A 20,685-nucleotide genomic window follows, 5' to 3' on the forward strand; every position below is an offset into this window, starting at 1 on the left:
TCCCGGCGAAGGCCGGGACCCATAACCACAGCCGTTTGCTATTGGAGCTCGCTGTGGCCCCATCGTCGTCTCACCACAGACAGTCGGGGTAATGGTCCCGGCCTTCGCCGGGACGACGATCAAATGGCGGACGACGCCGAGAAGCTACGCCTTGTCCCCGGTCGGCGAGAACAGATAGCCGCCGCCGCGGATGGTCCGGATCACCGACGGCTTGGTAGGGTCGAATTCGATCTTGCGGCGGATGCGCATGATGCGCAGGTCGACGGCGCGGTCGAAGGCTTCCGCGTCGCGCGCATTGGCCAGTTCCAGCAGGCGTTCGCGTGACAAAACCCGCTTCGGATTGGCCGCGAACACCTTCAACAGGCCGAATTCGGAGGCCGTCAGCGGGTGCTCATTGCCCTCGTCGTCGCGCAGCGCCTGGGCCTCGAGATCGAGCCATTTGGTGCCGAACCGCACCAGCTGCTCCTTTTCGGCCTTGGCGCTCGCAGGTTCCGGCGCGGCTGCTTTCGCCGGCCCGCTCCGCCGCAGCACCGAGCGGATGCGCGCCATCAGCTCGCGCAGCTCGCAGGGCTTGGCCACGTAATCGTCGGCGCCGAGCTCGAGGCCGACCACGCGGTCGATCGGGCTGGCAGTAGCTGTCAGCATGATGACGGGGACGTTGATCTTGCTCTTGAGGTCGCGAATGATCGACAGACCATCCTCCTCCGGCATGTTGAGGTCCAGCACCACGAGATCGGGCGTGCTGCTCTCGATCTCCTTGCGCAGGCTCTTACCGCCATCGCACAGCGTCACGCCGAAGCCGTGCATCTTGAGGTAATCGCCGACCATCTCGCGGGCCGGCGCCTCATCGTCGACGATGAAGATATGCGGGTTCTGGTTCATGATGTCTCTGTCGCCGGCAGTGTAACCGTAAAGGTCGACCCCTGTCCGGGGCCCGGGCTCTGTGCGGTCACATGGCCGCCATGCATGTCGATGATGCGCTTGACGATGGAAAGGCCGAGGCCGGTCGAGCTTTCGCCCGCGGTCGGCTTGGCCGACAGCCGCTGGAACCGGCCGAACAGCCGGCCGAGATCCTCGGGGCTGAGGCCGGGGCCCTGGTCGGAGATCCGGATCACCGTGTCGTCACCCTCGTGGCTGACGGTGACCGTGATCTTGCCGCCGATCGGCGAATACTTGATGGCGTTGCTGACGAGGTTGTCGATCGCCTCGCGGATCCGGTCGCCATCGCACATCGTGACGAAGTGCTGCGGCCCCGAGACCGAGATGCTCTGCTGCTTGTTGACGGCCGAGGGCAAATTGGCCTCGGTGACCTCGTTGACAAGGGCCGCGACGTCGACCGGCTCGCGGCGGATGGTGATGTCGAAGGCGTCGGCCATCGCATCCGAGATCAGGTGGTCGACCATCGAGGTCAGCCGCTTGGTGGCGTCCCTGATGTGCTCGACCTGGGCGGTGACGTTCTCCTTCGGCGAGCTCGCACCGATCAATTCGGTCAGCATCTCGGTGCGGCCGAGGATCACGCCGAGCGGATTCTTCAGATCGTGGGCGACGGTGCCGAGGATTTCGTTCTTGAAGCCGTTGGCGCGCTGCAGCCGCAGCCATTGCGCCGACAGCCGCCGGTTGGCCTGCATCAGCGCGCGGGTGCGCTGCGCGACGCGGTCCTCGAGCTGGGTGTTGGCCTCTTGAAGTTGCTGGTAGAGGATCACGTTGTCGAACGCGATCGACAGCCGGCTCGAGAAGATCTCGACCAGCGCGCGGTCGGTGTCGGAGAGCTGGCGCTCGGCCTGCAGCAGCACCACGACCTCGCGGCCGCTGCCGGTGCGCGAATAGAGCACGCTGCGGTGGTCGGCGAACTCGTTCTTGCGGCGCTGGAAGGCTTCCTCCACCATGTGCCGCAGGTCGGGATCGAGCGCCTTCGAGGACGTCGTGCCGATGAAGCGGCTGTAGCAGCCCGAGCAGGCCAGCACCGAGAAATCGGCGGCGGCGGAATTGCCGTCGTCGCGCAGCACCAGGATGCCGGCGCAGTCGACATTGAGCAGCGAGGCGAGCTGCGTCAGCACGCCCTCGGCCAGCCGCTGCATCGACTTGAAGTCGTACAGCGTCGAGGCCGCATCGATGATGATCTCGAGCCCGCGCCTTGTCTGCACCATGCGCTCGAGCTGCTGGTAGCTGCGCAGCGCGGCGGTCAGCGAGGTGAACAGCTTGTCGGCGGTGAGCTCGGTCTTCGCCTTGTAGTCGTTGATGTCGTATTGCACGATGACGCGCCGCTCCGGCGCCTGGCCGGGTTGGCCGGTGCGCAGGATGATGCGGACGGTCTCGTTCTTGATCTCGTTGCGGATGTATTCGACGAGCTCGAGGCCGGCGATGTCGGTCTCCATGATGACGTCGAGCAGCACGGCTGCGATGTCGGGGTTGTCCCGCATCAGCGTGCGGCCTTCGGCCGCGGAGTAGGCTGACAGGATCTCCAGCGTCGCGCCGTTCAGGTTGTAATCGCTGAGCGCAAAACGGGTGCCTTCGTGGACGGCGTGATCGTCGTCGATCACGGCGATCTTCCACTTCCGTACCGGCGAGTCCTCCGGGGGGCTCTCGGTGTCGTCGATCAGTTGGAGGACATCGTCCTGTTCGGCCATTGACTGGTTCCGTCGGCTGCTGCGTCAGTGATCGTGGGCTGTCCCTTGGCGATCCTGGGCATGATAATGCGAAAAGTGGTGCCTTGTCCTACCCTTGACTCCAGCATCATGCGTCCGCCGAGCTGCTGGGTGACGAGGTTATAGACGATATGGAGGCCGAGGCCCGTACCACCTTCGTTGCGGCGCGTCGTAAAGAACGGGTCGAACGCCTGTCGCTGCACGTCCGGCGTCATGCCGGCCCCGTCGTCCGCAAAGATGATCTCGACATCATCGGTGCCGCGACCGCGCGCCGAGATCGTGATGTTGCCGGAGCGGCCGTCGGCGAAGGCATGATTGACGGCGTTGAGGAAAAGATTGGTTAAGATCTGCCCATAGGCGCCGGGATAGCCGTCGATCAGGAGCCCATCGGGCACGTCGGCGGACAGCGCGACCTGGGCCTTCTTCAGCACCGGCCGCAGGCTCGCCACGATCTGGTCGGTCGCTTCGCTCAAGGCAAACTGGCGGCGTTCGGCATGCGAGCGATCGACCGCGACCTGCTTGAACGACTGGATCAGTTCGCCGGCGCGCTGCAGATTCGCGACCAGTTGCTGCGATGCGTCACGCGAGGCGCGCACGAATTCGTCGAGCCTGGAGCGGCGCAGCGGCTCGGTCTTCAGGTCGTTCTCGAACATCTCGCTGCGGCGGGCAAAGCTCGAGGCGACCGTCAGGCTGATGCCGATCGGATTGTTGACCTCGTGGGCGACGCCGGCAACGAGGCCGCCGAGCGCGGCGAGGCGCTCGGCATCGATCAGGTTCTGCTGCGCGGCGTTGAGCTCGAGCAGCGCGCTCTCGGCCTTCTCCTTGGCGCTGCGCAGCTCGTCCTCGGTCTTGCGCTTGGCGATCGCGTTTTCGCGGAACACCTCGACCGCACGCGCCATCGCGCCGACCTCGTCCTTGGCCGAGGTGCCCTGCACCGGCCGGTCGAGGTCGCCCGAGGTGATGGTGCGCATCGCCGCCATGATCTGCGCCAGCGGCAGCCGGATCGACAATGCGATCATGACGCCGGCCGACATGATGACGCCGAGGAAGATCACGGCGATCGACAGCACCCGGCGCGAGATCGACGTCAGCGTCTTGTCGAACGTCTCCTGCGCCTTCTGCTCGCGCTGGCGCATCTTCACCGAGAGCTCGTCGATCGCGCCGATCGCGTCGGCCTGGCTGGCGTCGATCGAGTTGCGCAACAGATCGGTGCGGTTGGTGAGCTGTTCGCTGAGCTTGCCGAGCCCGTCGCGCAGTTCGGCGGTCTTGACCTTGAGCCGCGCCAGCGCCATGCGCTGCAGATCGTTCTCGGCCAGATCGGTCATGACTGGGATCGTCTTCTCGATCGTATCGATGTTGCGGCGGGCTTCCTCGGCCGACGAGGAGGCAAGCGAAAGGTAGTAGGCGTTGGCGGCGACCAAGAGCGAGGTGAAGGCTTCGCGCGATTTGCCGAGCGCGGGCCAGATCAGCGCGTCGCGATGGCCGGTGGCGCCCTCGATGATCGAATAGAGCCCGGCCATGTCCTTGGTCGGCGACAGCACCTCTTCGTCATAGGTCTTGGAGATCTTGGTCTGCACGGTGCGCAACTCGCCGAAGCCGTCGAGGAAGCGGCTGGTGACGCGCTCCAGCTGCTCGACCGAGCCCGACAGCATCGGGTCGGTCGAGGCCCGGTTGGTCAGCGTGCCGAGCACGGCCTCGCGCAGCAGCAGGATTTCCGCGAACAGGTCCGGGCTCGGCTGGTTGATGTAGCGATGGATCAGGTTCTGCAGACGGCTGGTCTCGCTTTCGAGCCTGGCCAGGATCTTGTCGGATTCCCGCACCTGGCGGACATCGTCCCAGGCCGAGCCGAGCACCTTCGAGCCGTTCCAGATCAGCACCGCGAGCACGACCACGACGGCGGAATTGAGCAGCGCGATCGAAAGAATGCGCCAGCGGATCGGCACCGCACGCAGCAACTGGACGATGCGGAAGCGGCCCTGCGGCCCAAAGGCCGCCCGAGGTCGCATCGTCCCGTCCTGTCTGGGTGCGTCCAAGATCCGGTCACTCCATGTTGCGGATGCGTTCGATCAGCCCAGCTATCGCCGGATCGCGCTCCGCGTTGGCATAGATGCCGGCCATCGCCGCGTCGAACGGCTTGCGGTCGAAATCGGTCACAACCTTGACGCCGGCCTGCTCCGCCTGCTTGCGCGAGCGCTCCTCGAGCTCACGCCACTTCTCGCGCATGTAGATGCTGGAGCGCTGCGCGGCTTCGCGGAAGATGATCTGTTCATCCGGCGTGAGGCTGGCCCAGGCCTTGCGCGACATCACCAGCACTTCGGGGCTCACGGTGTGTCGGGTCAGGGTATAGTAGCCGGCGTATTTGTAGTGGCCGGTGGTGACGAAGGACGGCCAGTTGTTCTCCGCGCCGTCGATCAGCCGGTTGGCGAGCCCGGTCAGCACCTGGCCGTAGGCCATCTGGACCGGCTGGGCGCCAAGCGCGCGGATCATGTCCGACATCTGTTCGGATTGCTGTACCCGCAGCCGCAGCCCCTTGAGGTCGTCGAGCGAGCGCACCGGGCGGACGCTGTTATAGATCGAGCGCGCGCCGGAATCGTAGAAGGTCAGCCCGACGAAGCCGTGGGCTTCGAGGCTGTTCAGGATCTCGCTGCCGATCGGTCCATCCAGCACATGCTGCAGATGCTCAAGGGATCGGAACAGGAACGGCATCGCCAGCACATTCACCGAAGGCACCATGGTTCCGATCAGCGCGACATTGGTCCGGTTCAGATCGATGGCGCCCACCCGGGTCTGCTCCAGCGTCTCCCTTTCCTCGCCGAGCTGGCGGGAATGGAAGACCACGATGTGGTGCCTGCCGCCGGTGCGTTCGGCGATCAGGCGGTCCATGTAATTCAGCGCCTGGACCGTCGGATAGTCTTCATTCTGGGTATCGGCAGTGCGGAATTCGCGCGCAGAAGCGCTCGCCAAGACCGCTGTCCATAGCAGCGCGACGGCAAGCGTTATTATCCGCGAAAGGCCGGCGCGGCGGTACACAGGCAACAATTCCCCTTGTGATTTGTGTCTGGGGCGGGAGGAAAAGGTTCAACGCTTTTAGCAGAATGGCGGTGGTTCGCCCATCCGCCATACATTAAAACCGAGCTGCAACCTGCGGTGTCGATTGAATTTGTGGTTGTAGCGCCTTATGACCGCGTGTTGGCATCCGGAAACGGCTCGTTGTGAAGTTCGCCTTGAAGCTCTTTAACCTCGCCCTGTACCTCGTCGTCGCGGCCCTTCTGCTTGTGGCACCGGCACAAGCGGCGACCGAGATCATGTGGTGGCACGCGATGTCGGGCGAGCTCGGCAAGCAGCTCGAGAAGCTCGCCGCCGACTTCAACGCCTCGCAGTCCGACTACCGGATCGTGCCCGCCTACAAGGGCAACTACACCGAGACCGTCACGGCGGCGATCTTCGCGTTCCGCTCCCGCAGCCAGCCGGCGATCGTTCAGGTCAACGAGATTGCCACCGCAACCATGATGGCGGCGCGCGGCGCGATCTATCCGGTGTTCGAGCTGATGCGCGATCAATCGGAGGCGTTCGCTCCGTCGGCCTATCTACCCGCGGTGGCGGGCTACTATGCCGATGTCGACGGCAACATGCTGTCGTTCCCGTTCAACGCCTCGACGCCGATCCTTTACTACAACAAGGATATGTTCCGGTCGGCCGGGCTCGATCCGAGCGAGCCTCCGAAGACCTGGCCGGAGCTCGGCATCGTGGCCAAGCGGCTGCGTGCCGCGGGTGCGATGTGCGGCGTGACCACGTCATGGCCGTCCTGGATCAATGTCGAGAATTTCTCCGCCTTTCACAATCTGCCGATCGCGACCAAGGCCAACGGCTTTGCCGGGCTCGACGCGCAGCTGATCTTCAACAATCCGATGGTGGTGCGCCACATCGCGCAGCTCGCGCAGTGGCAGGCCGACAAGACCTTCGACTATAGCGGCCGCGGCCAGACCGCCGAGCCGCGCTTTCAGAAGGGAGAGTGCGGCATCTTCATCGGCTCGTCGGGCACGCGTGCCGACATCAAGGCCAATTCGAAATTCGAGGTCGGCTACGGCATGATGCCGTTTGATCCCGACGTGCAGGGCGCGCCGCAGAACTCGATCATCGGCGGTGCGACGCTGTGGGTGCTGCGCGACCGGCCGCGCGCCGAATATGCCGGGGTGGCGAAATTCTTCGCCTATCTGTCGCGGCCCGAGGTGCAGGCCGCCTGGCACCAGAACACCGGCTACCTGCCGATCACCCGCGCCGCATTCGATCTGAGTCGCACGCAGGGATTCTACGAGCGCAATCCCGGCGCCTCGATCTCGATCGAGGAGGTCACGCTGAAGCCGCCGACCGACAATTCCAGGGGCATCCGCCTCGGCTCGTTCGTCCTGATCCGCGACGTGATCGAGGAGGAGCTCGAGCAGGTGTTCGCCGGCAAGCGTTCGGCGCAGTCCGCGATGGACAACGCCGTCGAACGCGGCAACCGTCTGCTGCGCCAGTTCGAGCGCGCCAATCCGGATCGATGAGGGGCTGTGCGTTGTCTTAACCTCCCCTTGAAAAGGGGAGGTCGCTTTGCTCGCCAGAGCAAAGCGGGTGGGGATCTGCTCTCACCGCTTGCACTGTCGCCTGCGGCAGACTCCCCCATCCCGACCTTCCCCCTTTCAGGGGGAAGGAGAAGAGTTCGCAGTCCGGATGAACTTCCGTCATTGCGAGGAGCGAAGCGACGAAGCAATCCATTCGGGCTACAAGCGGCGCCATGGTTCGCTCGCAATGACGGCTGACACATGATCGCTCAGCTTCCACCCATCACCGACTACGACACCTATCGCGCCTGGCGTGGCGACACGTCGCGCTGGTTGCCCATCGCGCGCGACATTGCCGATGGCCACGGGCTGTCGTGGGGCGCGCCGCACGTGTTCTCGACCGGCACCAACCTCGTCGTCGGGCTCGACGGTGAGCTGGTCCTGAAACTGTTTCCGCCGTTTCTGCGCCCGCAATTCGTGTCCGAACGCGGCGCGCTCGCACAACTGCGCGGACGGCTCGGCATTCCGATCCCTGATCTCGTCGCGGAGGGCGAGCGCGACGGCTGGCCGTATCTCGTCATCACGCACCTCGCCGGCACCGTCGGTTCGGAGGTGTGGCCATCGCTGTCGGAACCCGAGCGCGAGCGCGTGCTCGCCGAGATCGGCGCCGTGATCGCCGAGGTGCAGCGCGTGCCGCCCGGCAGCCTGCTGGCGATCGAGCCGCGCTGGGAGGCCTTCATGTGCGGCCAGATCGCGCAGTGCCGGGCGCGGCACGAGCGGCTCGGCCTGCCGGCGAAATTGCTCACCTCGCTCGACGATCTCCTGGGTGACGCGGCCGAATTGATCCCGATGAACGCGCCGCCGGTGATCCTGACCGGCGAGTACATCCCGGAGAATTTCCTGCTGGGCCGCCGGGCCGACGGCTGGCATGTCGCCGGCCTGTTCGATTTCGGCGACGTCCGGACCGGATGGGGCGAGTACGACCTGCTCGGTCCCAGCGCCTTCATGGCCGCCGGGCATCCGCGCCGGGTGCGCAGCCTGTTCGACGGCTACGGCACCCGGCGCAGCGAGGTGACGTTCGCGCTGAAGCGGCGGTTGATGGCGCTCTTGATGCTGCACTCGGCCAGCGATCCGCTCCGGCACATCTGCGTCGCGGGCTGGCCGGACCGGGTCGACGATCTCGTGCAGTTGCAGGAGTTGGTCTGGCCGGATTAGCGGTGACAGTCATGCCGATCTGGGGAGCCGCATCCGCCAGGCGATCCAGCCAACGGCCATTGACAGTGTCGCCACAATAGTCGGCGGCACCCCGTGCCCGTATTCGCCGTGGAGGGTGACGGTCGCGAGCGCCGCCAACATCACGGCACAGCCGAGTGCCGAGCCCCACAGCCGCGTCCGTGCCTGCGCCAGCAGGACGGCGGTCGTGAGTTCGAGCAATCCGGTGACGAAATGGAACCAGTGCGGGTATCCCCACCGCAGATATTCCTCGTAGATTGACCAAGGCGCGAAGATGTTGCTGAGCGATCCCACGGCGAAGAAAGCTGCAAGTCCGAAGGCCGAGACTTCGGGCCAGGAAATCTTTGACATTTGTCCAACCTTTTCTGACGTGGCGCGGCGGATGACCCGTGTGGTCGGCGGCCGGCCGCCACGCATTCATTCCGAGGGAGATGCGAATTTCTGGAGCTGGCCCGAAGGTCGCATCTCATTGCTGATGCGCAGAACCTACGCCGAGGCGGCCTTCTGGGCCGCCGCGAAGACATCGCGCGGAGGCGTTGTGCCGGCGACGTGCTCCGTACCCGCGACGCCGAGGTCCATCCCTCCGGCGTTAACGGCCTCATACATCGCCTCGGCTGGGCCAGACCGGCCCTTTGGAATGCCGAACTGTTCGAATGCGCCCGGCCAATCGGCCCGCGGGACGGCAACGGCTCTAACGTCGAGCTTCATCACTTCACCCAATTGCGCCGCGACTTCATCCGGACTCACCATCGAGCCGAGTTCGATGACCCGATGCCCCGACCATGCCGGCCCGCTCAGAAGCGCTGCGATCTCGGAGCCGATGTCGTCGGTCGCGACCATGGTCGATTTCCGATTTGTGGGGTCGTAGAAGACGGGCAATGCGCCGCCGTGGGCGACGTGCAAGCCGTAAAGGAAGTTCTCGAAAAACCCGCCGGCTCGCACATATGCGATCGGCAATTTCAGGTTGCGAAAGCCCTGCTCCAGAAGTGATAGGGCTGTGATCAGCCCCATCCCGCTGGTTCTGTTCGCGCCCATCGACGAAAGCGCGACGACCCGCGGTGCCGGCGCTTTGGTGAGCGCCTCGACGTAGTTCGCAATGACGCCCTTGGCTTCCATGAAATCCGGCGCGGGGGCCCAGATGGGAGGCAACATGACGAACGCGCCGTCGACGCCGTGGAGCGCCCGCTCGATGGCGGACGCATCGTTCCAGTCCCCGTCGACCAGTTCGACGCCCTGGTCGCTCCAACTCGCCGCCTTTGCGCGGTCGCGGACCAGCGCGCGTACCTTCTTGCCTTGCGCCAGCAAATGTCTTGCCGTCGCGCCGCCAGCTTTTCCCGTAATTCCCATCACTAAAAACATCGGTTTTCTCCTGGCCCTGTCTGGTCTATGTTTGAGGGTAGGTCTCACATAAAGACCTTCGGCCTGCTCCGTAAGGAGGCAGTTTTTTGTAACCAGGAGAGAAAAAGGGGACCCGGCATGAGCGACGCATTGAGCGCGATCGAGCGATTCAGCCGATATCAATCGGACGACGCCCGGTCAGTAAAACCCGTCCATTGCCCGGTGCGCGATGTGCTCGACTGTATCGGCGACAAATGGAGCATACTCATGATCATGACCCTCGCGACGCGACCGCAGCGCTTCAGCGAGCTTCATCGCGCCATACGCGACATCTCCAAACGCATGCTCACCCAGACGCTGCGAGACTTGGAACGCGACGGACTGATCACCCGTCATGTCTTTCCGACCAAGCCGCCGAGCGTTGAATATTGCCTTTCCCCGCTGGGCCAATCCCTGCTGGAGCCGATGGCGAGCCTCATCGACTGGGCCGACCGTCGCTATTCCGATATCCATGCCGCGCGCGTCCGCTTTGACGGAGCGCCCTGTGAAATCCAGCGCCAGTGATTGGGACTGAAGTTCGCTTTGCCGCAAGAGTGAGGCTTGGCGATGGTAGGGTCGGCCAGAAAACAAGCATCGTTCGCGATTTGCTTATTCTTTGAGCGGATATCCCTTCTTTGTATGCAATTTGAGCGCGCCCATCAAGATGCCTTTGACGGTTTGTATCACTTTTTCAGACAGTTAGCGTCTCATAAGCTTTCGTTAAGGGTTGGCACAATCCTTGCGATCTGAGTTCCAAGGCCGTTCTCAAGGGCGTTGGAGCATCACATGAAGCGTCGCGATTTCCTCAAATCGGTGTCCGGACTGGCAGCGGGGGCGCTAGCGCCGACCGCGCCCGCGATCTGGTCGCCGGCCAAGGCCGACGCGCGCTCCGAGACGCTGCTGATCGTCTCCGAAGGTGGTCCCAACAATCTCGATATCCACGGCGTGGGCACCAACGTGCCCGGCTATGAGGTGTCGTGGAATTGCTACGACCGGTTGATCAGCCACGAGATGAAGAGCGGACCGGGCGGCGTGCCCTATTACGACCGCGACAAGTTCAAGCCCGAGCTCGCCGAGGACTTCAACATCGGCGACATGTCGGTCACCTTCAAGCTGCGCAAGAACGCCAAATTCCATGACGGCACGCCGGTCGCGGCGAAGGACGTCAAATGGTCGCTCGACCGCGCCGTCAGCGTCGGCGGCTTCCCGACCTTCCAGATGAGCGCGGGCTCGCTGACCAAGCCCGAGCAGTTCGTCGTCGTCGATGACCACACGGTGCGCGTCGACTTCCTCAAGAAGGACAGACTGACGATCCCCGACCTCGCGGTCATCGTGCCCTGTGTCGTCAACTCCGAGCTGGTGAAGAAGAACGCCAGCGAGAAGGATCCGTGGGGTCTCGAATTCACCAAGCAGCAGACAGCGGGCTCCGGCGCCTACAAGGTGACCAAATGGACCGCCGGCACCGAAGTCATCATGGAGCGCAACGACGATTGGGTCTCTGGCCCGATGCCGAAGATCAAGCGCGTGATCTGGCGCATGGTGCCGCAGGCCGGCAACCGCCGTGCGCTGCTCGAACGCGGCGATGCCGATATCTCCTACGAACTGCCGTTCAAGGACTTCCAGGAGATGAAGACGAACGGCAAGCTCAACGTGGTCTCGCTGCCGTTCTCCAACGGCATCCAGTACATCGGCATGAACGTCACCAAGCCGCCGTTCGACAATCCCAAGGTGCGGCAGGCGATGGCCTATGCGATGCCGTACCAGAAGATCATGGATGCGGTGTTGTTCGGCCTCGCCAACCCGATGTTCGGCGCACCGAAGGACAAGCCGACCGAGGTCGCCTGGCCGCAGCCGACCAAATATTTCACAGACATGGAGAAGGCCAAGGCGCTGCTCGCGGAAGCCGGCTACGCCAACGGCTTCGAGACCACGATCTCGTTCGACCTGAATTTCGCGGGCGTCAACGAGCCGCTCTGCGTGCTGGTGCAGGAGAGCCTCGCGCAGCTCGGCATCAAGACCACCATCAACAAGGTGCCCGGCGCCAATTGGCGCACCGAGCTCACCAAGAAGGAAATGCCGCTGTTCACCAACGTGTTCTCGGGCTGGCTCGATTACCCCGAGTACTTCTTCTACTGGTGCTATCACGGCAACAATTCGATCTTCAACACCATGAGCTACAAGTCGCCGGAGATGGACAAGCTCATCGACGGCGCGCGCATCGCCGCCGCCAATGGCGACACCGCGACCTACGACGCCGACGTGAAGGGCTTCGTCGATCTCGCCTTCGCCGACATCCCACGCATCCCGCTCTACCAGCCATTCGTCAACGTCGCGATGCAAAAGAACATCTCGGGCTACGAGTACTGGTTCCACCGCCGCCTCGACTACCGCGCGATGGCGAAGGGGTGAGGCGGTGATGCTGTCTCTGATCGGCAAGCGGCTGCTGTTCGCGATCCCGTCGCTGATCGGGGTCGTGATCGTGACGTTCCTCTTGACGCGTGCGCTGCCGGGCGATCCCGCGGCGTATTTTGCAGGGCCCGCGGCGACCAAAGAGGCGGTCGACCAGATCAGGAAGAAGCTCGGCTTCGACAAGCCGCTCATCGAGCAGTTCGTCCGCTACACCAACGATCTCGCCCACGGCGATCTCGGCACCTCGCTGACCACGGGGCAGCCGGTCGCCGCCGAGCTGCGCAACCGCCTGCCGGCATCGGCCGAGCTCACTCTGCTCGGCCTCGTCGTCTCGATCGTGATCGCTATACCGCTCGGCGTGCTGGCGGCGACGCGGCCGGGCTCCTGGATCGACCACCTCTGCCGCGTCACCACGACGGCCGGCGTGTCGCTGCCGGTGTTCTTCACCGGGCTGGTGCTGGTCTACGTGTTCTATTTCCGGCTCGGCTGGTCGCCGGCGCCGCTCGGCCGGCTCGACGTGTTCTATAGCGCACCGCCGACCGTCACCGGCTTCTACCTCATCGATGCCTTGATCGCGCGGGATTTCGAGGCATTCCGTTCGGCGTTCAGCCAATTGATCCTGCCGGCGGTGACGCTCGCGATCTTTTCGCTGGCGCCGATCGCGCGCATGACGCGCGCCTCGATGCTGGCGGTGCTGGCGTCCGATTTCGTCCGCACCGCGCGCGCCAGCGGCCTGTCGCCCGGCAAGGTGATCGTGACCTACGCCTTCCGTAACGCGATGCTGCCGGTCATCACCACGCTCAGCATGGTGTTCTCCTTCCTGTTAGGAGCCAATGTGCTGGTGGAGAAGGTGTTCGCCTGGCCCGGCATCGGCTCCTACGCGGTCGAGGCGCTGATCGCGTCCGATTTCGCACCGGTACAGGGCTTCGTGCTGACCATGGCGGTCATGTACGTGCTGCTCAATCTTCTGATCGACATCCTCTATGGCGTGATCGATCCGCGCGTCAGGCTGGAAGGTTAGGGAGGGGCGTATGAGCAGCGTTGCACCGACCGTCGAACCCGCAGGTCCCGCCCGCACCTCCGGGCTTGCCGCAGTCTTCGAGCAGACCCGCTATGTGCTGGGCGAGAACAAGGTCACCGGCTTTGCCTTCGCGCTCTTGGTCCTGATCATGTTTGCCGCGCTGTTCGGGCCCTACGTGGTGCCTTATGATCCACTCACTTCGGATACCGCGGCTGCATTGAAGCCGCCGTCGGCCGCGCACTGGTTCGGCACCGATCAGCTCGGCCGCGACATCTTCAGCCGTGTCATCGTTGCAACGCGGCTCGACACCTTCATCGCGGTCGCTTCCGTCGTGCTGGTTTTCCTGATGGGCGGGCTGGCCGGCATCGCCGCAGGCTATTTCGGCGGCTGGACCGATCGCATCGTCGGCCGCATCGCCGACACCATCATGGCGTTTCCGCTGTTCGTGCTGGCGATGGGAATCGTCGCGGCGCTCGGCAACACCGTGCAGAACATCATCATCGCGACCGCGATCGTGAACTTTCCGCTCTACGCCCGCGTCGCACGCGCCGAAGCAAACGTCCGCCGCAACGCCGGCTTCGTGCAGGCGGCGCGGCTCTCCGGCAACGGCGAGTACCGCATCCTGCTCGGGCACATCCTGCCGAACATCATGCCGATCATGATCGTGCAGATGTCGCTGACCATGGGTTATGCGATCCTCAATGCCGCAGGCCTCTCGTTCATCGGGCTCGGTGTCCGACCGCCGACCGCGGAGTGGGGCATCATGGTTGCCGAGGGCGCGGGCTTCATGGTGTCCGGCGAATGGTGGATCGCGCTGTTCCCGGGCCTTGCACTGATGATCGCGGTGTTCTGCTTCAACCTGCTCGGCGACGGCCTGCGCGACATCGTCGACCCGCAGCGGAGGACCTGATGATTGTCTCGGCGCGGTATCTGGATGCCATTCCGTTGCTTTGCATGGGGTTGTTTTGCCGGTTTTTGGATGACGCATCGCATGAGGGGCGGCGCACATGACCACCCAGCCCCTGCTCGACGTCAGCGACCTCACGGTCGAGTTCACGACGCGTCGCGGCATCGTCAAGGCGGTGCAGCACGTCAACATATCCGTGGCTAAGGGCGAGACCGTCGGTATCGTCGGCGAGTCCGGCTCCGGCAAGTCGGTGACGTCCTATGCGGTGATGCGGATTCTCGACCGGGCCGGCCGGATCGCCGAAGGCTCGGTGATGTTTTCCGGCATCGACGTCAAGGCCGCGACCGAGAGCCAGATGCGTGATCTGCGCGGCCGCGAAGTCTCGATGATCTTCCAGAATCCGCGCGCCGCCCTCAATCCGATCCGCAAGGTCGGGCATCAGATCGAGGACGTGCTGCGCCAGCATGTCCAGCAGGCACAGGTCACCGACCGCGGCGAGAAGGCGATCGAGGCGCTAGAGCAGGTCAAGATCGCGCGTCCGCGCGAGCGCTATCACGCCTATCCGTTCGAGCTGTCCGGCGGCATGTGCCAGCGCGTCGTCATCGCGCTCGCGTTGGCCTGCAACCCGCAGCTTCTGATCGCGGACGAGCCGACCACCGGCCTCGACGTCACCACCCAGAAGGCGGTGATGGACCTGATCGTGGAGCTGACCCGGCGCCGATCGATGTCGACGATCCTGATCACGCACGATCTCGGCCTCGCTGCCGCCTATTGCGATCGCGTCGTGGTGATGGAGAAGGGCCGCGTGGTCGAAACCGCAAAGTCGGCCGACATCTTCGCCGCGCCCCAGCACGACTATACGAAGAAGCTGATGCGCGCGACGCCGCGGATCGGGGTGTCATTGCGGGATCTGCTGCCGGAGGAGGAGGCGAAGTCTCCGCAGCAACTGTCTGTCATGGCCGGGCTTGACCCGGCCATCCATCAATCTTCGCAAGAGATGTCTTCCTCGATGGCCCCCCGGGTCAAGCCCGGGGGTGACGAGAGAAAAGAACCCATCCTGCTCGTCGAAAAGCTCGTCAAGGAATATCCCCGCCAGGGTGCAGGCTCGATGCTCACAAAACTGTTCGGCCGCAAGCCGCCGGTCGAGGAGGAAATCTTCCGCGCCGTCGACGGCATCAGCTTCTCGATCGACCATGGCGAGAGCGTCGGGCTGGTCGGCGAATCCGGCTGCGGCAAGTCGACGACGTCGATGATGGTGATGCGGCTGCTCGACCAGACCTCTGGCCGCATCGTGTTCGATGGCGAGGACATCGGCGGCATCATGCCGCAATCCTTCGCGCGGCTGCCGCGACGCAGCCAGATCCAGATGGTGTTCCAGGATCCGACCGACAGCCTCAATCCGCGCTTCACCGCGGCGCGCGCGATCGCGGACCCGATCATGCAGCTCGGCGATATCAGGGGGCGCGACGCGCTCCGCGACCGCTGCGAGGAGCTCGCACGGCTGGTCGGCCTGCCGGTCAATCTCCTGGATCGGTTTCCGCATCAGCTTTCCGGCGGCCAGAAGGCCCGTGTCGGTATCGCGCGTGCGATCGCTCTGCACCCGAAGCTCGTCATCCTCGACGAGCCGACCGCGGCACTCGACGTCTCGGTGCAGGCGGTGGTGCTCAATTTGCTGCAGGACCTCAAGCAGTCGATGGGTATGAGCTATCTGTTCGTGTCGCACGATCTCAACGTGGTGCGCCTGCTGTGTGATCGCGTCATCGTGATGCGCGCCGGTCGCATCGTCGAGCAGGGCGCATCCGAACACGTCTTGGGCGATCCGCAGGATGCCTATACAAGGGAGCTGCTCACGGCGATCCCGCATCCGCCGTTGCCGGTGTCTTGAAAAACTCATTGGGAGCGAAATGGACGATCATCTCGACGATTACATGAACGCCGTCGCCCGGACGATGGCGTTGCCGCTGGAAGACGCCTGGCGTCCGGCGGTGCGCGCAAATCTCGAGGTCGCGCTGCGGCTGGCGCGGCTGGTCGATGACTTCCCGCTGCCTGACGACCTCGCGTCAGCCGCCGTCTATTCGACCTGAGATCGCGATGTCAGAAACTCCCACCGCCATGTCGGCCGCCGAAATCGCGCAGGCCGTATCGAGCCGCAAGATCACGGCGCTCGCCGCGACCGAGGCGGCGCTCGCGCGCATCGCGGCGCACGACAACGTCCTCAACGCCTTCACCGACGTCACCGCAGATCGCGCGCGGGCCAGGGCCAGGGCGGTCGATGCCGCGATCGCGGCGGGCCAACCGGCCGGCCCGCTTGCCGGCGTGCCCTTCGCGGTGAAGAACCTGTTCGACGTGCAGGGCCTCTCGACCCGCGCCGGCTCCAAGATCAATCGCGACCTGCCGCCGTCGCCGCGCGATGCCACGCTGATCGAGCGGATGGAAGCGGCCGGTGCCGTGCTGGTCGGCGCGCTCAACATGGGCGAATACGCCTACGACTTCACCGGCGAGAACGCCCACGACGGTCCCTCGCGCAATCCGCATGATCCGACGCGGATGGCCGGCGGCTCCTCGGGCGGCTCCGGCAGCGCCGTCGGCGGCGCACTGGTGCCGATCGCGCTCGGCTCCGATACCAACGGCTCGATCCGGGTGCCGTCGTCGTTCTGCGGCATATTCGGCCTGAAGCCGACCTATGGCCGGCTATCTCGCGCGCGATCCTTTCCGTTCGTCGCAAGCCTTGATCACCTCGGTCCGTTTGCGCGCAGCGTGAAAGATCTCGCGCTGGCCTATGACGTCATGCAGGGGCCTGATGCCGACGATCCCGCCTGCATCGTGCAATCGGTCGAACCGACCGTGCCGTTGCTTGCCAACGATGTCAGCCGGCTGCGCGTTGCGATTGCCGGCGGTTATTTCCAGCAGAATTTGTTGCCGGAGGCCATCGAAGCGGTCGCGCGCGTGGCAAAGGCGCTCGGCGCCACCCAGACCGTGGAGCTGCCGGAAGCGGCGCGCGCCCGCGCTGCCGCCTTCATCATGACGACGACCGAGGGCGCCGCGCTGCACCTCGATCGGCTGCGCAAGCGGCCCAACGACTTTGACCCGCCGGTGCGCGACCGCCTGATCGCGGGCGCGATGATCCCGGCGGTCTATGTCGACAAGGCGCAGAAATTCCGCCGCTGGTACCGCGCCAAGGTGTTGGAGCTGTTCCAGTCGGTTGACGTGATCCTGGCGCCGGCAACGCCGTGCACCGCGCCGAAGATCGGTCAGGCCACCTTTACGCTTGACGGGGTCGAGCTTCCGGTGCGTCCCAATATCGGTATCCACACCCAGCCGATCTCCTTCATCGGCCTGCCGGTGGCCGCCGTGCCGGTGCCGCTTGAACCGATGCCGATCGGCGTGCAGATCATTGCCGCGCCCTGGCGCGAGGACATCGCGCTGCGGGTCGCCTACGCGCTGGAACAGATGGGTGTCGCCACGGCTCCCGCGCCAAGAGGAATCTGAAATGGAGATCGACCTTCCCGACGTGCTCGCCGAGGTCACCGCGCAGTTCGAGCGTTACGAGAAGGCGCTGGTCTCGAACGATGTCGCCGTGCTCGACGAGATGTTCCGCAAGGACAGCCGAACGCTGCGCTATGGCATCGGCGAGAACCTTTATGGCCACGCCGAGATCGCGGCGTTTCGCGCAGGGCGAGCGGCGGCCGGGCTGATGCGCAGGATCGACCGCACCGTGATCACGACCTATGGCCGCGACACCGCGATCGCCTCGACGCTGTTCTATCGGGACAGCGCACCCGGGCGGGTGGGCCGGCAGATGCAGACATGGATTCGCTTCGCCGAGGGCTGGAGAATCGTCGCCGCCCATGTCAGCGTCATCGACGAGCCCAAAGGTGTTTGAACAAGGGGGCTTGACCAGGGTGATTGAAAGGGCGTTTCAGCCATGAGCCTGGACGATCTTCCGACCCGCGCGCCGCAGCCGCACGGCACCGAGCCGGAGCCACTCGTGCGGCGCGTCGATCGTGCGGCGTCGCTGGTCGACAAGACCACCCGCGCCGAAGAACTCCGGCTGCAGCTCGCCGACGAGATCGTGCGCGGCACGCTGCCGCCGGGCGCCGGGCTCGATGAAACCGATCTGGCGCGCCGCTTCAAGGTCTCGCGCACGCCGGTGCGTGAGGCGCTACGGCAGCTGGCTGCCAGCGGCCTGATCGACGCGCGCGCGCATCGCGGCGCGGTGGTGGCGCGGCCTTCGCTCGAGCGGCTCACCGGCATGTTCGAGGCGATGGCCGAGCTCGAGGCGATGTGCGCCGGCCTTGCCGCCGAGCGGATGACGCCGGCGGAGCGCCACGCGCTGGAGGCGGTCCATGAGGAGCTGCGGGTGCTGAGCTACACCGGCAATCCCGAGCGCTTCCACGAGGTCAATGAGCGCTTCCACAACGCGATCTACGCCGGATCGCAGAATGCCTATATTGCCGAGATCACCCTGGCGACACGGGTGCGCGTGCAGCCGTTCCGCCGCGCCCAGTTCCGCAACCTCGGGCGGCTGGCAAAATCCCACGCCGAGCACGACCGCGTCGTCGTCGCCATCCTGCGCGGCGACAAGCCAGGCGCCGCCGCTGCGATGCGCGCCCATATCCAGCAGGTGCGCGGGGAATACGAGACCTACGCGGTGTCGGTGTAGGTCCTGCTACCTCTCCCCGCTTGCGGGGCGAGGGAGTGCACTTCCGCTGCGGCTAGGCCTTCGCCCTCTCCGCCATAAACGCCCGCCAGCCGCCATAGGTCGAGATATCCTTCGCGCCGGCGATCGCGGCGGGCTCGACGATGAAGCCCTTGGCTTGCCGTCCGTCGGCGAGCCTGATCGTGCCGATCGACAGCGGCGGCGGGATCGCGGCGACGAATGTACCGAACGAGGCCGGCGACATCGCCCACAGCTCGAGCTTGATCGCATGACCCGCGCCCGCCTCGATGCGCAGCATGCCGGGCTTCGGTGGCGTGGTGTCGAGCGCGTAGAGCTTGTAGTCGGCTGCGGTAGCGGTTTCCTCCAGCAGCCGTGCATCCAGCGTGGTCAGTTCATGATTCAGCGCCATGCCGGAGAGATGCGCGCCGACCACCGCGATCGCGATCTCGTCGGCGCCGGCATGCGCCGGTACTGCGGCCAGCGGCGGCTGCGGCACTGCCTTGGCGCCAAGCGCCAGTCCGGTGTTGGCATGGAATACGCGGCCGATGCCGGCAAGCGCGGCGTCGCGGCCGGCAGGGGCGAGCAGCGTGATGCCGAACGGCGCGCCGTCAGGCCGTATCGCCGCCGGCAGCGCCAGGCCGCACAGATCGAGCAGGTTGACGAAATTGGTGTAGGTGCCGAGCCGCGAATTGAGCTCGATCGGGTTGGCCAGCACGTCAGCGGTGGAATAGACCGTCGGTGCCGTCGGCAGCACGATCGCATCGCACTGTGCGAAGGTGCGCTCGGCGACGCGGCGCAGCGCCTGGAGGCGATAGAGCGCGGAGAAGGTATCCGCCGCGGTGGGCCGCGCGCCGCCGATCGTGATCTCGCGGGTCACCGGATGAATCGCGTCCGGCGATGACGCCAGGAGATCGCGGATCACGAGATAGCGCTCGGCGACCCAGGGGCCTTCATAGAGCAGCCGCGCCGTCTCGTAGAACGGCTCGAGATCGAATTCGACGAGATCGGCGCCCAGCGCCTGCCAGCGCTTGCAGGCTTCGCCATAGGCTTTCTCGGCCTCGCGATCGCCGAAGAAGATCAGCTGGCCGCTCTTGGGAATACCGAGCTTGAGCCTGGCCGGAAACGCCGCGAGAGCTGCCAGCGGCCGGTCGCGCGAGAACGGATCGGCGTCATCCGGCCCGGCCATCACGGCAAGCGCCGCCAGCGCATCGTCGACGGTGAGCGAGAACACCGAGATGCAGTCGAGCGTACGGCAGGCCGGCACCAGCCCCGCGTTCGAGATCAGCCCGAGGCTCGGCTTGAGCCCGACGATGTTGTTGAGCATCGCCGGCACGCGGCCGCTGCCCGCAGTATCGGTGCCGAGCGACAGCGGCACGAGGCCCACCGAGACCGCGACCGCGGAGCCCGAGCTCGACCCACCTGGCACGAGATCGCCGCGCACCGGATTTTTGGGAATGCCATAGGGCGAGCGCACGCCGACCAGGCCGGTGGCGAACTGGTCGAGATTGGTCTTGCCGATGATGATGGCGCCGGCCGCACGCAGTCTCGCAACCGCCGTCGAATCCTGCGCCGGCAGGTAGGCGAACGCCGGGCAGGCGGCGGTGGTCGGCAGGCCCTTGACGTCGATATTGTCCTTCACCGCGACCGGCACGCCATAGAGCGGCAGCGTCGGATCTGTGAGCTGCGCGGCCTCGGCGAGCGCCTCCTTCTCGTCGCGCAGGCTGATGAAGATGGCGGGATCGTTGTGCTCGCGGATGCGCTGGTAACTGCGCGCCACCGTTTGCGCCGGCGTCATGGTCCCGGCGCGGTGTGCGGCAACGATCGCGGCGACAGTTTCAGTCACGTGGTTGGCCTCGTCTCTGGCGCGGTGAGGCATCGGATGCCCGCCGCGA

The 20,685-nt window shown here is 65.2% G+C and carries 18 protein-coding genes; 11 read left to right on the top strand and 7 right to left on the bottom strand.

Annotation, left to right across the window (positions count from 1 at the left end; genetic code table 11):
• Positions 1 to 144: 144 nt before the first annotated feature.
• The 4 genes from HAP47_RS04610 to HAP47_RS04625 are packed head-to-tail and all read right to left on the bottom strand — an operon-like array spanning position 145 to position 5,681.
• Entirely contained in the window at positions 145 to 882 is a 738-nt protein-coding gene (locus HAP47_RS04610; protein WP_173639245.1) for a response regulator, read from the bottom strand.
• Positions 879 to 2,627 carry an ATP-binding response regulator gene (locus HAP47_RS04615; protein ID WP_173639244.1) on the bottom strand — a complete coding sequence of 583 codons (1,749 nt, stop codon included), beginning with the start codon at positions 2,625 to 2,627 and terminating at the stop codon, positions 879 to 881. Before HAP47_RS04615 ends, HAP47_RS04610 begins: the two co-directional genes overlap by 4 nt.
• Positions 2,597 to 4,651 carry a sensor histidine kinase gene (locus HAP47_RS04620; protein WP_173639243.1) on the bottom strand — a complete coding sequence of 685 codons (2,055 nt, stop codon included), beginning with the start codon at positions 4,649 to 4,651 and terminating at the stop codon, positions 2,597 to 2,599. The genes HAP47_RS04615 and HAP47_RS04620 overlap by 31 nt, the downstream gene beginning before the upstream one ends.
• A gap of 34 nt (positions 4,652 to 4,685) precedes the next feature.
• Complete coding sequence (locus HAP47_RS04625) at positions 4,686 to 5,681, bottom strand: TRAP transporter substrate-binding protein (protein WP_173639242.1); 996 nt, start codon at positions 5,679 to 5,681, stop codon at positions 4,686 to 4,688.
• A 269-nt stretch (positions 5,682 to 5,950) separates the two neighbouring features.
• On the opposite strand from HAP47_RS04625, the gene ugpB reads away from it, so the two are divergent.
• Both ugpB and HAP47_RS04635 read left to right on the top strand, forming a co-directional pair.
• Positions 5,951 to 7,189: a sn-glycerol-3-phosphate ABC transporter substrate-binding protein UgpB gene (ugpB, locus tag HAP47_RS04630; RefSeq protein WP_231168944.1), complete on the top strand. Its 1,239-nt coding sequence runs from the start codon at positions 5,951 to 5,953 to the stop codon at positions 7,187 to 7,189.
• Between the two features lie 258 nt (positions 7,190 to 7,447).
• On the top strand, positions 7,448 to 8,401 hold the full coding sequence (locus tag HAP47_RS04635; protein WP_173639240.1) for an aminoglycoside phosphotransferase family protein: 954 nt from the start codon (positions 7,448 to 7,450) through the stop codon (positions 8,399 to 8,401).
• Between the two features lie 9 nt (positions 8,402 to 8,410).
• On the opposite strand, the gene HAP47_RS04640 is transcribed toward HAP47_RS04635, so the two are convergent.
• Both HAP47_RS04640 and HAP47_RS04645 read right to left on the bottom strand, forming a co-directional pair.
• Positions 8,411 to 8,770 (bottom strand): DoxX family protein, encoded by a 360-nt coding sequence (locus HAP47_RS04640; protein WP_173639239.1) that lies wholly within the window; start codon positions 8,768 to 8,770, stop codon positions 8,411 to 8,413.
• 135 nt (positions 8,771 to 8,905) lie between these two features.
• Positions 8,906 to 9,724 (bottom strand): NmrA family NAD(P)-binding protein, encoded by an 819-nt coding sequence (locus tag HAP47_RS04645; RefSeq protein ID WP_231168755.1) that lies wholly within the window; start codon positions 9,722 to 9,724, stop codon positions 8,906 to 8,908.
• A 171-nt stretch (positions 9,725 to 9,895) separates the two neighbouring features.
• On the opposite strand from HAP47_RS04645, the gene HAP47_RS04650 reads away from it, so the two are divergent.
• The 9 genes from HAP47_RS04650 to HAP47_RS04690 all read left to right on the top strand — a co-directional run bounded on the left by HAP47_RS04650 (position 9,896) and on the right by HAP47_RS04690 (position 18,796).
• Positions 9,896 to 10,321, top strand: coding sequence for a winged helix-turn-helix transcriptional regulator (locus HAP47_RS04650; RefSeq protein WP_173639238.1), 426 nt, complete (start codon positions 9,896 to 9,898; stop codon positions 10,319 to 10,321).
• Between the two features lie 261 nt (positions 10,322 to 10,582).
• Entirely contained in the window at positions 10,583 to 12,205 is a 1,623-nt protein-coding gene (locus HAP47_RS04655; protein ID WP_173639237.1) for an ABC transporter substrate-binding protein, read from the top strand.
• Between the two features lie 7 nt (positions 12,206 to 12,212).
• Entirely contained in the window at positions 12,213 to 13,226 is a 1,014-nt protein-coding gene (locus tag HAP47_RS04660; protein ID WP_173639236.1) for an ABC transporter permease, read from the top strand.
• A 10-nt stretch (positions 13,227 to 13,236) separates the two neighbouring features.
• The gene (locus HAP47_RS04665; RefSeq protein ID WP_173639235.1) at positions 13,237 to 14,136 is read left to right on the top strand and encodes an ABC transporter permease; all 900 of its coding nucleotides are present in this window, start codon (positions 13,237 to 13,239) and stop codon (positions 14,134 to 14,136) included.
• 97 nt (positions 14,137 to 14,233) lie between these two features.
• On the top strand, positions 14,234 to 16,018 hold the full coding sequence (locus HAP47_RS04670) for a dipeptide ABC transporter ATP-binding protein (protein ID WP_173639234.1): 1,785 nt from the start codon (positions 14,234 to 14,236) through the stop codon (positions 16,016 to 16,018).
• 19 nt (positions 16,019 to 16,037) lie between these two features.
• Positions 16,038 to 16,217, top strand: coding sequence for a DUF4089 domain-containing protein (locus HAP47_RS04675; protein WP_173639233.1), 180 nt, complete (start codon positions 16,038 to 16,040; stop codon positions 16,215 to 16,217).
• Between the two features lie 7 nt (positions 16,218 to 16,224).
• The gene (locus tag HAP47_RS04680) at positions 16,225 to 17,622 is read left to right on the top strand and encodes an AtzE family amidohydrolase (protein WP_231168756.1); all 1,398 of its coding nucleotides are present in this window, start codon (positions 16,225 to 16,227) and stop codon (positions 17,620 to 17,622) included.
• A 1-nt stretch (position 17,623) separates the two neighbouring features.
• Positions 17,624 to 18,016 (top strand): oxalurate catabolism protein HpxZ, encoded by a 393-nt coding sequence (gene hpxZ / locus HAP47_RS04685; protein WP_173639232.1) that lies wholly within the window; start codon positions 17,624 to 17,626, stop codon positions 18,014 to 18,016.
• Between the two features lie 42 nt (positions 18,017 to 18,058).
• Positions 18,059 to 18,796, top strand: coding sequence for a GntR family transcriptional regulator (locus HAP47_RS04690; RefSeq protein WP_173639231.1), 738 nt, complete (start codon positions 18,059 to 18,061; stop codon positions 18,794 to 18,796).
• 52 nt (positions 18,797 to 18,848) lie between these two features.
• Here the strand turns inward: HAP47_RS04690 and atzF are convergent, their stop codons facing one another.
• On the bottom strand, positions 18,849 to 20,669 hold the full coding sequence (atzF, locus tag HAP47_RS04695) for an allophanate hydrolase (protein WP_173639230.1): 1,821 nt from the start codon (positions 20,667 to 20,669) through the stop codon (positions 18,849 to 18,851).
• Positions 20,670 to 20,685 lie beyond the last annotated feature (16 nt).

It is taken from the genome of Bradyrhizobium sp. 41S5 (assembly GCF_011516665.3).
In the GTDB taxonomy this organism is placed as follows: domain Bacteria; phylum Pseudomonadota; class Alphaproteobacteria; order Rhizobiales; family Xanthobacteraceae; genus Bradyrhizobium; species Bradyrhizobium quebecense.